The sequence below is a fragment of the Corynebacterium freneyi genome, assembly GCF_030408835.1.
Lineage (GTDB): Bacteria > Actinomycetota > Actinomycetes > Mycobacteriales > Mycobacteriaceae > Corynebacterium > Corynebacterium freneyi.
In genome coordinates, this window is record NZ_CP047357.1 from 2,406,901 (window position 1) to 2,419,951 (window position 13,051).

The 13,051-nt window shown below is 63.4% G+C and carries 6 protein-coding genes and 3 rRNA genes; 3 read left to right on the forward strand and 6 right to left on the reverse strand.

Annotation, left to right across the window (positions count from 1 at the left end; translation table 11 throughout):
• Window positions 1–37: 37 nt before the first annotated feature.
• On the reverse strand, window positions 38–235 hold the full coding sequence (locus tag CFREN_RS10780) for a hypothetical protein (RefSeq protein WP_070522680.1): 198 nt from the start codon (window positions 233–235) through the stop codon (window positions 38–40).
• A gap of 64 nt (window positions 236–299) precedes the next feature.
• Between CFREN_RS10780 and CFREN_RS10785 the strand changes: the two genes are divergently transcribed.
• The 3 genes from CFREN_RS10785 (at window position 300) to CFREN_RS10795 (ending at window position 5,207) form a co-directional block, all read left to right on the forward strand.
• Window positions 300–2,705: a helicase-associated domain-containing protein gene (locus tag CFREN_RS10785; RefSeq protein ID WP_209652004.1), complete on the forward strand. Its 2,406-nt coding sequence runs from the start codon at window positions 300–302 to the stop codon at window positions 2,703–2,705.
• A gap of 103 nt (window positions 2,706–2,808) precedes the next feature.
• Entirely contained in the window at window positions 2,809–4,485 is a 1,677-nt protein-coding gene (locus CFREN_RS10790; RefSeq protein ID WP_209652002.1) for a DNA repair helicase XPB, read from the forward strand.
• Window positions 4,486–4,571: 86 nt separating this feature from the next.
• A complete protein-coding gene (locus tag CFREN_RS10795; protein ID WP_035123790.1) occupies window positions 4,572–5,207 on the forward strand; it encodes a DUF3239 domain-containing protein in 636 nt (211 codons plus the stop codon).
• Between the two features lie 79 nt (window positions 5,208–5,286).
• Here the strand turns inward: CFREN_RS10795 and CFREN_RS10800 are convergent, their stop codons facing one another.
• From CFREN_RS10800 to CFREN_RS10820, 5 genes are all read right to left on the reverse strand, one after another.
• Entirely contained in the window at window positions 5,287–6,456 is a 1,170-nt protein-coding gene (locus tag CFREN_RS10800; protein WP_209652000.1) for an alpha/beta hydrolase, read from the reverse strand.
• 85 nt (window positions 6,457–6,541) lie between these two features.
• Window positions 6,542–7,012 carry a hypothetical protein gene (locus CFREN_RS10805; RefSeq protein WP_209651998.1) on the reverse strand — a complete coding sequence of 157 codons (471 nt, stop codon included), beginning with the start codon at window positions 7,010–7,012 and terminating at the stop codon, window positions 6,542–6,544.
• Between the two features lie 353 nt (window positions 7,013–7,365).
• A 5S ribosomal RNA gene (rrf, locus tag CFREN_RS10810) occupies window positions 7,366–7,482 on the reverse strand.
• 163 nt (window positions 7,483–7,645) lie between these two features.
• Window positions 7,646–10,727 (reverse strand): 23S ribosomal RNA (locus CFREN_RS10815).
• Between the two features lie 363 nt (window positions 10,728–11,090).
• Window positions 11,091–12,611: ribosomal RNA gene (locus tag CFREN_RS10820) — 16S ribosomal RNA — on the reverse strand.
• The 16S, 23S and 5S rRNA genes sit together here, the layout of an rRNA operon.
• Window positions 12,612–13,051: the final 440 nt, after the last annotated feature.

The window sequence follows — 13,051 nt, forward strand, 5'->3', positions numbered from 1 at the left end:
CATCGGGCGCGGGCCGCGGCGGGTGCGGCCGTCGTCGCTACTTGTTCTTGTTGATGACGGTGGTGGGGTGGACGTAATTCAGGGTCTCCACCGGAACCGGGAAAGTGGTCTCGCCGTAGGGGGAATCGGCGCCGGCGTAGCGGCCCACGAACTCGGTGACGGCGTGCTCGCCCGGGGCGAGGTCCTGCGGCCAGCCCGGATCAACGTACTGGTTCTTCTTCTGAACGTTAGCCATGCTCATCATCATCTCAGAAACGGCGACGCCAGTCACCTTTCCCGGGGCTAATGTGGGAGCCGAGATGACCCACGCCACCCCCTTTCCCCCGTTTCGCCGTTGGCTCGCGGCCCGTTCCGACGGGTTCCTCGCCGAGCTGCTGCGCCGGCGCCCCGATGCGCTGTCTCCCCCGCCGCGTTCCTCCGATGCGCTGGCGGGCCGTTTGCAGCTGCGTTCGTCGGTGCAGCGCGCGCTGGCCGACGTCGACGCGCTCGGACTCGGGCTCCTCGAAGCCGCCGTCGATCTCGGCGGAGACGTCGAACCGGTGGCCGCGGCGGCGGTCATCGACGAGCTTAGGGACGGTCTGGCCGCGGTCGGCGTGCCGGCGCGGCAGCGGCCGACGATCGCCCACGCCCGCGAGGCGCTCGACGAGTTGCGGCAATCGGCGCTCATCCACGGCGACGGGCCCGGCGGGTCGGGGGCGTTTTCGGGCAAGTCGACGCGCAAGTCCTCCGGCGAGTGGGAGGATCACCTGCTCGTCGCCGACGAGGTCGTCGCGGCGTTGCCGGCCAGCTGGCGGCTCATCCCCCGGCCCGGAGAGCCAACGACGGCGGAGATGCGCGCGGCGCTGTCTGCCACCGACGAACGCCAGCGCAAGCTGTTGGACACGCTCGCCGACGCCGGTGGCCTGGGCACCACCCGGGACGCCGCGGAAGACGCCGACCCGTCGCTGCCGGTGCCGCGTCTCATCGCGGCGGGCCTGCTCGAGCGCATGGACGATTCCACCGTGCGGTTGCCCGGCCGGGTCCGGGCCCTGATGCGCGGGTCCGTACTCCCGGATGGTCCGCCCGCCCTGCGTCCCGGTCCCGCCGAGTCCGTGGAGCTGCGCGACGCCGACGGTGTTGCCGCGGGGGCGGCGCTGGAGCTGCTGCGTTCGGTGCGGGCACTGCTGGAGCTGCTCGGCGATCGCGCGGCGCCGACGTTGAAGGACGGCACCATCGGGGTGCGCGAGCACCGGCGGCTCGTCGAGGCGCTGGGCGTCGGCGACCTGGAGTTGGCGCGCATCGTCGCCATGGCGTCGGCGGCGGGGCTCATCCACGTGGGCACGCCGCGGCCCCTGCCCGAGGATGATTCGGGCGGCGATTACCTCGCGCCGACGGCCGTCGCCGATTCCTTCCTGGAGGAGACCGCGGCCCGGCGGTGGGCGCGTCTGATCACCGGGTGGCTCGCCTCGGAGGAGGCGCCGTGGCTGATCGGTGCGGAGGGTCCGACGGGCAAGCCGCTGGCGCTGTTGTCCCCCGATGCCCGGCGCGCCGGGTCCCCGGAGCTGCGCATGCGGGTGCTGCGGCTGCTGTGCGACGGCACCGAGCCCGGTTTCGGCATTCCGGACGTCCGCGCCCGTTTCCTGGCGCGGGCCCCGATCGCGTCCTCGCACTGCCCGGATGAGGTGCTCGAACAGATCCTCGCCGAATTCGCGGTGCTGGGTCTGGCGGTGCCGGCCGGCGGCGGCGCCGGGTCGGCCATCGGGGCGGGGGCGTCGAGCGCGGGTCGCGCCGCGGCGGGTGATCTCGGAGAGCTTCACGACGACGGCGATCTGGCCGACGCCCTGGCCTCGTCGCTGCCGGCGCCGGCGACGCGGTTCATCGTGCAGGCCGACCTGACGATCCTCGTGCCGGGGCCCGCGGAAGGGGCGTTTTTGGAAACGCTCGAATCGTTCACGGATCTCGAATCCTCCGGGGTGGCCAGCGTCCACCGCATGTCGGAGGAGTCGGTGCGCCGCGCCCTGGACACTGGGACGTCGGCGGCGGATCTGCACGCGTTCCTGTCCGACAGCAGTCTCGGCGAGGTGCCGCAGTCGGTGACGTACCTCATCGACGACGTTGCCCGTCGGCATGGCCGGTTGCGCGGGGGTCCCGCCGCGGCGTACCTGCGTTGCGAGGATCCGGCGCTGCTCGCGCGGGTTCTCGCCGATCCCGTGGCCGAACGGTTGGGGCTGCGCCGCCTCGCGGAGACCGTCGCCATCGCACAGGTCGATCCGGCGACGATGATCGGGGCGCTGCGCGATGCGGGGTTGTCCGCCATCGCCGAGGACCCGTTGGGCGCGGCGCTGGATCTGCGGCCCGAGCGGTTCCGGGTACCCGAGGCTCCGCGCCGCCCCGCCGCCCCGACGCGTGCCGACGACGGCCGGATCAGCCAGGCGCTGCAGTCCATCCAGGCCGGGGATCGTGCCGCCGACACCGGCGGAGGCACCCGCATCGACATGGACGACGATCCCGCCACGGGGGCGGCCGCCCAGGCGCTGCTCCACCGTGCCGCGCGGTCGGGCCTGGACGTGACCATCGGTTTCGTCGACCGCAACGGCCGCGCCGGTCGTCGCCGGGTCCGCCCGGTGACGGTGTCGGGCGGGCAGGTCGACGCCGTGGACCCGGCGACGGGACAGGTGCTGCGTTTTCTGCTGCACCGTGTGACGGAAGTCGTCCTCGACGCGTGACCCGAACGGGGTCATAATGGGGTTTTGGCGCGTTTCGGCCCGCGCGGCCGTCGGCGCGCACTCCGACCGAGCATCCCCCAACCGGAAGCAGTGGTGATTCCCCGTGTCCTTCGGCGACGGTCCCCTCATCGTCCAGTCCGATAAGACGGTCCTCCTCGAGATCGACCACGACGACGCCGATGCCGCCCGCGCGGCGCTGGCGCCCTTCGCCGAGTTGGAGCGGGCCCCGGAACACATCCACACCTACCGCATCACGCCGTTGGCGCTGTGGAACGCGCGTGCGGCGGGCCATGACGCGGAGCAGGTCGTCGATGTTCTGGAGAAGTATTCGCGGTTCCCGGTGCCGCAGGCGCTGCTCATCGACGTCGCGGAGACGATGGACCGCTACGGTCGTCTGACGTTGTCGAAGCACCCGGCCCATGGCCTGGTGCTGGAGTCGTCGGATCCGGCGGTGTTGGCGGAGATCACGCGCCACAAGAAGATCCGTCCGATGCTCGGCGTGGAGATCGACGCGGACACGTGGACGGTGCACCCCTCCGAGCGCGGCCGCATCAAGCAGGAGCTGCTCAAGGTCGGATGGCCGGCGGGCGACACGGCGGGCTACGTCGACGGCGAGGCCCACGACATCGAGTGGGTGGGCGAGCACGTGGACTGGGATCTGCGCGATTACCAGCGGCATGCGGCCGATTCCTTCCGTGAGGGCGGCTCGGGCGTCGTCGTGTTGCCGTGCGGTGCCGGCAAGACCATCGTCGGTGCGGCCGCGATGGTGGATGCCAAGCGCACGACGTTGATTCTGGTGACCAACACCGTCGCGGGGCGTCAGTGGCGCGATGAGCTGCTGCGCCGCACGTCGCTGACGGAGGATGAGATCGGCGAGTACTCGGGCGAGCGCAAGGAGATCCGCCCGGTGACGATCGCGACGTATCAGGTGGTCACCCGCAAGACGAAGGGCGAGTTCCGTGCCCTGGAATTGTTCGATTCGCGCGATTGGGGCCTGATCATCTACGACGAGGTGCATCTGTTGCCGGCGCCGGTGTTCCGCATGAGCGCGGATCTGCAGTCGCGCCGTCGCCTCGGGCTGACGGCGACGTTGGTCCGCGAGGACGGGCGCGAGGGCGACGTGTTCAGTTTGATCGGCCCGAAGCGTTACGACGCCCCGTGGAAGGACATCGAGGCCCAGGGGTGGATCGCGCCGGCGGAGTGCATCGAGGTCCGCGTGACCCTCACGGAGTCGGAGCGGATGGTGTACGCGACCGCGGAGGCGGCCGATCGTTACCGGCTGGCGGCCACCTCACCGACGAAGATTCCGGTCGTCGAGAAGCTGCTGGAAAGCCATCCCGGTGAGCCGGCCCTGGTCATCGGCGCCTACCTGGATCAGCTCGAGGAGTTGGGGCGGGCCCTCGACGCGCCGGTCATCGACGGCAAGACGTCGAACAAGCGGAGGGAGGAGCTTTTCGACGCTTTCCGCGCCGGGGAGCTGACCACCCTCGTCGTGTCGAAGGTGGCGAATTTCTCCATCGACCTGTCCGAGGCGGCCGTCGCCGTGCAGGTGTCGGGCACGTTCGGGTCGCGGCAGGAGGAGGCGCAGCGCCTGGGTCGTCTGTTGCGTCCGAAGTCCGATGGCGGCGGTGCGATCTTCTATTCCGTCGTCGCCCGCGACACCCTCGACACCGAGTACGCCGCCCACCGGCAGCGTTTCCTCGCCGAGCAGGGGTACGCCTACCGCATCGTCGACGCGGACGAACTGCTCGGCCCTTCCCTGCCCGGCGATACCCTGTAATCGACGTAGTCGTCGTAATCGTCGCGGCACCGGTTGCCGCGGCGGGCCCGAATATCCCGCCCCGAACCCCCGGAGAGGAACATCCGATGAGCTTCGACTTCACCGTCGACGAAGCCCACAACGCCGCCAACAACGAATACTTCCGCGACGGCAAGCGCCTGCGCCTGTCCGCCGCGATCATGGCCGTGCTGCTGTGGGTCGGCGGCGGGCTGGCGCTGTGGATGCTGGGCGCGTCCGGGGTCGGGCTGTTCCTGGGCATCCTGTCCATCACCTTCGGCACCATGTGCGCGTGGGTGGCGGTGACCCTGCCCGGCACGACCGGCACGCCGCAGGACCTGTACGATACGTGGCCGTTGGCCCCGGCCATGATCGCCGAAGTCGACCCGCGCACCATGACGCTCATGGCGCTGGTGGACACCGCCTCCGAGGAAGGCGCCGAGCCCCGCCGTGCCCTGGTGTTGCGCACCGTGTCGAAGGTGTCGGGCACTCCCCGCACCGTCGGAGCGCGCGTGCCCTCGGTGGCCGTGGGCGGCAAGCACCGCCGCGGCCGCGATCATTGGGACCAGATCACGCCGGTGCCCATCGCCTGGGCGACGCCGTCGTCGCGCATCCGACGCGACGCCGAACGTTCCATCCCCGAAGGCGACTGGCAGTTGTTGCGCGACAACCTCGACCGCGTCGCCGACGTCCGCGCCACCAAGTTCGACCTGCTGGTGCTCTGACCGCGGGACTCTGACCGCGGGACTTCGGAACTCGGCGCCCCTGGAGTTCAGCGGCGTCGGACCTCAGCGACGCCAGAATTCAGCGGCCCCAGGACTCCTCGTTGGCGCGGTCGACCGCATCCTTGTCGTATTCGCCCGCCGCATCCGCCGGCACCTCGCGCCGCGTACAGGTCGCGTCGAGAATGTGTCGGGCCAGATCCGTGATGCGCACCCGCTGCACCGACGGCTGCGCCACGGTGTGGGTGGCCAGATACTCGTCGAGCACCGCCGTCCCGCCTGCTTCCGTCACCTTCGCCACGAGTTCCGGGCCGCCGGCGACGGTCGTGTCCTCCGTGCCCGTCTGGACGTAGACGGTGTCCAGGAAGGACACGTCGCCCAGCGCCGGGGACACCGACGGATCGGTCGCGTCCTCGGTGCCGAAGACCGCGCGCAGCATCGTCGCGGCCCGGCCGCGCAGATCCAGGGACGGCGCCGTCAACGCCACCGACGACAGCGGCGGGCTCTGCTCCCCCGCCTTCCCGGCCCCCTCGGCGAGCATTCTCGCGGCGATGACGCAGGCGTGGGCCCCGGAGGACCGGCCCCACAGGACGATCTTCGACGCGTCGATCGGGACGTCGCAAAGCAATCGATCCCGCTGCCCCGCCGGTGCCGCAGCCTGCTCCGCCACCCACCGCACGACGGCGACGAGATCTTCCGCCGCAGCCGGCATCGGGTGTTCGGGGGCCAGACGCACGTCGACGTCGACGACCACCGCCCCGGAGCGCTGGGCCAGCGCCGCGCAATCAGGGCCGAAGACGCCGTCGCGGGCGCTGCCGTCGCCCATCCACCAGGCACCGCCGTGCGCCGCGACGACCACGGCGCCCGTCGGATTCTTCGGGACGAAAACGCGCACCGGGATCTCCGCGGCCTCCCCCGAGACGGCCAGATCGTCAAACGACGCGTCGGCGCCGCCGTAGGCCACAAACGGAAGCGTGTGGTCGACGCCGGCGCCGAGAACGAGCATCGATGCGTGGACGATGTGGTCCGGCAGCCGCGCGGCCCTGTCGTTCGCCGAGGCTCGAGCGGCGGCTACCTCGTCGGCGGAGCCCTCCCACGGAACGGTGGCCGTCGTCGAATAGGCGGGGACGTGCTCCTCCAGGTACTCCACCAACTGGCGGAGCTTGCCGGCGTCGGTGGTCACGGGCGTGAAGCCCTCGGCGGCGGCATCGTAGTCGGGCCGGGCATCGAAGCCGGAAATGGGTTCGCTCATGCCGCATATTGTGCCAGAGGACATGCGCGACGGGTGCGTCACCGTTTCCGCTTAACCGATTACCGGCCGGAACAAAGCTGAAACACTATTCTTGATAGAATATGTCCAACGAACTAAGAATATCAGCGAAAGACTCTTCAGTAGACACTACCCGCGCTTCTTCATGCAAGAACAAAGCTACCTTAAAATTATTCGCCATATCAAAACACAAGAGGTCACCCTCGTCTTCTGCAAAAGCGAACATCTTTAAGACATCATCCTCTTCGAGGACCAGACCACTATCGGCTCGCATCTGCCCGCCCCTCGCTTTGATGGCCTCCAAATAGGAACCAAGAACATTGAACCAAGGCCTTTCGCTCACACCTTGAATATCCACGCTCTTCGCAAGGAAATCAACCCCGGGAAAAGCCCAGTCGTCACGAGTGAGCACATCGCTTCTTGAGTCCAGTTCCGCCCGAACCCAACGATTGAAGCCACTCAGAAAACCGACATACTCTTCCGGAAGCTCCAACTGATACTCTTCCAGGATCTTTTCAACTTTACGCGCGTTATCCACGCTTCCACCTCCCCTCGACCGGTTGCCTTCGCATTTCGGCGCACATTAACAGGGTTACATGCCTCCAGAAACCCAGTCGGATTTGAGACGATGCAAGCACCAACCCGGCCCATAGGACCTAAGCGGAAAAGTAGCATAGCTTAGTCTTGATCGCAGCGGCGGGCAGCGAAGATCAGTCGCCCCCACACCAACCCCCCACAGGCAATCAGCCGGAACCGCGCCCCACACACAAAAAAGACGGGCCCCGCCGGCCCGCCCACACGCAAGCGCCCCCAGAAATGCGTGAAGCGTGGTCCCCGCCAACCCCCACACAGGGAATCAGCGGAAACCACGCTCCACGCAAACAAGTTATTGGCCGGCGGTGACCTACTCTCCCACACCCTCCCAGGTGCAGTACCATCGGCGCAGGTGGGCTTAGCTTCCGGGTTCGGAATGGGACCGGGCGTGACCCCACCGCTATAACCACCGACACGATCTACGGGAACACACCAACCACACACACCAACCACCACACACAGGTGGCCGGCAAGGGTCGGGGGTGCTGTCCCAGACGCTGGATAGTGGACGCGAACCAAAACTCTTGGTCCTTCTCGTTACGTAGAAAATGTCAACCGCACACCCCACAAAGAGATGCGTGTGTTGTTGTTTGGTCTATTAGTACCGGTCACCTCAACACGTCACCATGCTCACAGTTCCGGCCTATCAACCCCGTCATCTACAGGGGACCTCAAACGAAACCTGATCTTGGAACAGGCTTCCCGCTTAGATGCTTTCAGCGGTTATCCCTTCCGTACGTAGCCAACCAGCAATGCTCCTGGCGAAACAACTGGCACACCAGAGGTACGTCCGTCCCGGTCCTCTCGTACTAGGGACAGCCTTCCTCAAGTTTCTACGCGCGCGGCGGATAGAGACCGAACTGTCTCACGACGTTCTAAACCCAGCTCGCGTGCCGCTTTAATGGGCGAACAGCCCAACCCTTGGGACCTACTCCAGCCCCAGGATGCGACGAGCCGACATCGAGGTGCCAAACCATCCCGTCGATATGGACTCTTGGGGAAGATCAGCCTGTTATCCCCGGGGTACCTTTTATCCGTTGAGCGACACCGCTTCCACAAGCCGGTGCCGGATCACTAGTCCCTACTTTCGTACCTGCTCGACCTGTCAGTCTCACAGTCAAGCTCCCTTGTGCACTTACACTCAACACCTGATTGCCAACCAGGCTGAGGGAACCTTTGGGCGCCTCCGTTACTCTTTGGGAGGCAACCGCCCCAGTTAAACTACCCACCAGGCACTGTCCCCAACCCGGATCACGGGCCAAGGTTAGATATCCAATACGATCAGAGTGGTATTTCAACAACGACTCCACCCCAACTGGCGTTGAGGTTTCACAGTCTCCCACCTATCCTACACAAACCGAACCGAACACCAATACCAAGCTATAGTGAAGGTCCCGGGGTCTTTTCGTCCTGCCGCGCGTAACGAGCATCTTTACTCGTACTGCAATTTCGCCGGGTCTGTGGTTGAGACAGCAGGGAAGTCGTTACGCCATTCGTGCAGGTCGGAACTTACCCGACAAGGAATTTCGCTACCTTAGGATGGTTATAGTTACCACCGCCGTTTACTGGGGCTTAAATTCTCCGCTTCGACCCACAAAGGATCTAACAGGTCCTCTTAACCTTCCAGCACCGGGCAGGCGTCAGTCCGTATACATCGACTTACCCGTCTTCGCACGGACCTGTGTTTTTAGTAAACAGTCGCTTCCCTCTATTCTCTGCGGCCACGCAACGCCGTCCGCCGCAACGGGCATAGACATCACGCGGCCCCCCTTCTCCCGAAGTTACGGGGGCATTTTGCCGAGTTCCTTAACCACAGTTCACCCGATCGCCTTAGTATTCTCTACCTGACCACCTGTGTCGGTTTGGGGTACGGGCCGCACAACCACTCGCTAGAGGCTTTTCTCGGCAGCATAGGATCACCAACTTCCCCACAACGGGTACGCATCACGTCTCACCACCAACGCAGCCCGGATTTACCTGGACTGCCGGCTACACGCTTACACCACCATCCATCAGGTGGCACGGCTACCTTCCTGCGTCACCCCATCACTTGGCTACTACCAGATCAGGTCCCCTGCATCCACAACCAGACACCACCCGAAGGTGATGAAAGGACGCTTCAGGAGGGTTAGTATCACTGATTCACCATGGGCGCGATTGCGCGGGTACGGGAATATCAACCCGTTGTCCATCGACTACGCCTGTCGGCCTCGCCTTAGGTCCCGACTCACCCTGGGAGGATTAACCTGGCCCAGGAACCCTTGGTCATCCGGCGGAGGAGGTTTCCACTCCTCATTCGCTACTCATGCCTGCATTCTCACTCGCGTCCACTCCACCACAGGTCACCCCGCAGCTTCACAGCCGAACACGACGCTCCCCTACCCAGCAACACAAAGTCACTGCCGCGGCTTCGGCGGTATGCTTGAGCCCCACTACATTGTCGGCGCAGGACCACTCGACCAGTGAGCTATTACGCACTCTTTCAAGGATGGCTGCTTCTAAGCCAACCTCCTGGTTGTCTTCGCGATCCCACATCCTTTTCCACTTAGCATACCCTTAGGGGCCTTAGCCGGCGATCTGGGCTGTTTCCCTCTCGACTACGAAGCTTATCCCCCGCAGTCTCACTGCCGTGCTCTCACCTCACCGGCATTCGGAGTTTGGCTGATGTCGCTAAGATGATAGTCCCGCTAAACCAACCAGTAGCTCTACCTCCAGGAGGAAACACACGACGCTGCACCTAAATGCATTTCGGGGAGAACCAGCTATCACGGAGTTTGATTGGCCTTTCACCCCTACCCACAACTCATCCCCTCAGTTTTCAACCTAAGTGGGTTCGCGCCTCCACAGAGTCTTACCTCTGCTTCACACTGGCCATGGGTAGATCACCCCGCTTCGGGTCCAGGACACGCCACTGACAACACACTAGTTAGTATTCGCTTTCGCTACGGCTACCCCACACGGGTTAACCTCGCGACGTGCCGCTGACTCGCAGGCTCATTCTTCAAAAGGCACGCCATCACCCCACAAAAGGAGGCTCTGACGGATTGTAAGCACACGGTTTCAGGTACTATTTCACTCCCCTCCCGGGGTACTTTTCACCATTCCCTCACGGTACTATCCGCTATCGGTCACAGAAGGTATTCAGGCTTACCGGGTGGTCCCGGCAGATTCACAGCAGATTCCACGAGCCCGCTGCTACTCGGGGACAAACGCAACCAACAGACCATGGCTTTCACGTACCGGGCTCTCACCGTCTACGGCAGGCGATTCCACGCACTTTCCGCTAACCACAACCAATGCTGGCGCACAGCTGGCAGACCATGCACACGTAAACCCCACAACACCACACACGCAACCCCTGCCAGGTATCACACGCATGCGGTTTAGCCTCATCCGCGTTCGCTCGCCACTACTAACGGAATCACAATTGTTTTCTCTTCCTACGGGTACTGAGATGTTTCACTTCCCCGCGTAACCACCAACCAGACTATGAATTCATCTGACGGCGACCGCCCACAACGACGGCCAGGTTTCCCCATTCGGACACCCTCGGATCAACGCTTAGTTGGCAGCTCCCCGAGGCATTTCGCAGCCTCTCACGTCCTTCATCGGCCTCCTGATGCCAAGGCATCCACCGTGTGCCCTTACAACACAACACACAAACGACCAAACAGAATAAACTGTTATGGAACAAATCTACAGAAAAATCAAGATGCTCGCGTCCACTATCCAGTTCTCACACAACACCACCAGAAACCACACCAACCACACACCGTGGCCAGCAGGCAACCAGCGCCCAGAAGGAAAAACAAACCACCAACCCCACACACCAACCACCAGGTTGACGCACAAGGCAGCAGACGGTGTCTTCCCAGACACCCGACAGCGCACCGACATACCTGTAAACACTTCGTGTTAAAGACCGCACCATGCGGCCGGCAAGCGTCCACCCAAAAAATGCGGACCACCACCACCCCACAGGGGCACGCAGTGACCCGACTTGTTAAGAAAAAACTCCTTAGAAAGGAGGTGATCCAGCCGCACCTTCCGGTACGGCTACCTTGTTACGACTTCGTCCCAATCACCGATCCCACCTTCGACAGCTCCCCCCACAAAGGGTTGGGCCACTGGCTTCGGGTGTTACCGACTTTCATGACGTGACGGGCGGTGTGTACAAGGCCCGGGAACGTATTCACCGCAGCGTTGCTGATCTGCGATTACTAGCGACTCCGACTTCACGGGGTCGAGTTGCAGACCCCGATCCGAACTGAGACCGGCTTTAAGGGATTAGCTCCACCTCACGGTATCGCAACCCACTGTACCGACCATTGTAGCATGTGTGAAGCCCTGGACATAAGGGGCATGATGATTTGACGTCATCCCCACCTTCCTCCGAGTTGACCCCGGCAGTTTCTCACGAGTCCCCACCATCACGTGCTGGCAACATAAGACAAGGGTTGCGCTCGTTGCGGGACTTAACCCAACATCTCACGACACGAGCTGACGACAACCATGCACCACCTGTATACGAGCCACAAGGGAAACCACATCTCTGCGGCGATCCCGTATATGTCAAGCCCAGGTAAGGTTCTTCGCGTTGCATCGAATTAATCCACATGCTCCGCCGCTTGTGCGGGCCCCCGTCAATTCCTTTGAGTTTTAGCCTTGCGGCCGTACTCCCCAGGCGGGGCGCTTAATGCGTTAGCTACGGCACAGAAGTCGTGGAAGACCCCTACACCTAGCGCCCACCGTTTACGGCATGGACTACCAGGGTATCTAATCCTGTTCGCTACCCATGCTTTCGCTCCTCAGCGTCAGTTACTGCCCAGAGACCCGCCTTCGCCACCGGTGTTCCTCCTGATATCTGCGCATTTCACCGCTACACCAGGAATTCCAGTCTCCCCTACAGTACTCAAGTTATGCCCGTATCGCCTGCACGCCCGGAGTTAAGCCCCGGAATTTCACAGACGACGCGACAAACCACCTACGAGCTCTTTACGCCCAGTAATTCCGGACAACGCTCGCACCCTACGTATTACCGCGGCTGCTGGCACGTAGTTAGCCGGTGCTTCTTCTCCATCTACCGTCAGAAAACCTTCGTCGATGGTGAAAGGAGTTTACAACCCGAAGGCCGTCATCCCCCACGCGGCGTCGCTGCATCAGGCTTCCGCCCATTGTGCAATATTCCCCACTGCTGCCTCCCGTAGGAGTCTGGGCCGTGTCTCAGTCCCAATGTGGCCGTCCACCCTCTCAGGCCGGCTACCCGTCGCCGCCTTGGTAGGCCATTACCCCACCAACAAGCTGATAGGCCGCGGGCCCATCCCACACCGAAAAAACTTTCCACCACATCCTCACGATGCGGTCCTATCCGGTATTAGACCCAGTTTCCCAGGCTTATCCCGAAGTGCGGGGCAGGTCACCCACGTGTTACTCACCCGTTCGCCACTCGTGTACCCCAGCAAGCTGGGGCCTTACCGTTCGACTTGCATGTGTTAAGCACGCCGCCAGCGTTCGTCCTGAGCCAGGATCAAACTCTCCACAAAAGCTATTTCAGTGAAAAGCTCAAAACCGGCAAAAACAAACGACAAACCAACCACACTCGGCTGGCCTGGCATTCATATCCGAAAAAACAGTGCACCCACCCCGACAGGGTGAAGGAGCAGGCACACCAAACAGGTTGAAAAGAAAGAGCAACCAGAAACTCCTGGCACTCACCAAATCAACACAAAATAAAGTACATCGGCACACTATCGAGTTCTCAAAAAACACACGCACACCCACAACAACCAGGCACACCCAGCGCCGCAAGCAGCAAGAAGGAATCTTAAACCACCCGCCCCACCGAAGTCAAACTCGGCGCAACCAGAAGGTAAATTCCCCGCAAACACCCCGCCCGACCAGCACCCTTGCAGGCACCAACCCGGCGTCTCGCTTGCCCCGGTAACACTACACACGACCACCGCGGACACCAAAACCGCAGGCT

Bases quoted from the DNA above. Each gene is read 5' to 3' on its own strand.
- CFREN_RS10780 (WP_070522680.1), bottom strand. From the start codon at position 235: ATGGCTAACGTTCAGAAGAAGAACCAGTACGTTGATCCGGGCTGGCCG.
- CFREN_RS10785 (WP_209652004.1), top strand. From the start codon at position 300: ATGACCCACGCCACCCCCTTTCCCCCGTTTCGCCGTTGGCTCGCGGCC.
- CFREN_RS10795 (WP_035123790.1), top strand. From the start codon at position 4,572: ATGAGCTTCGACTTCACCGTCGACGAAGCCCACAACGCCGCCAACAAC.
- CFREN_RS10800 (WP_209652000.1), bottom strand. From the start codon at position 6,456: ATGAGCGAACCCATTTCCGGCTTCGATGCCCGGCCCGACTACGATGCC.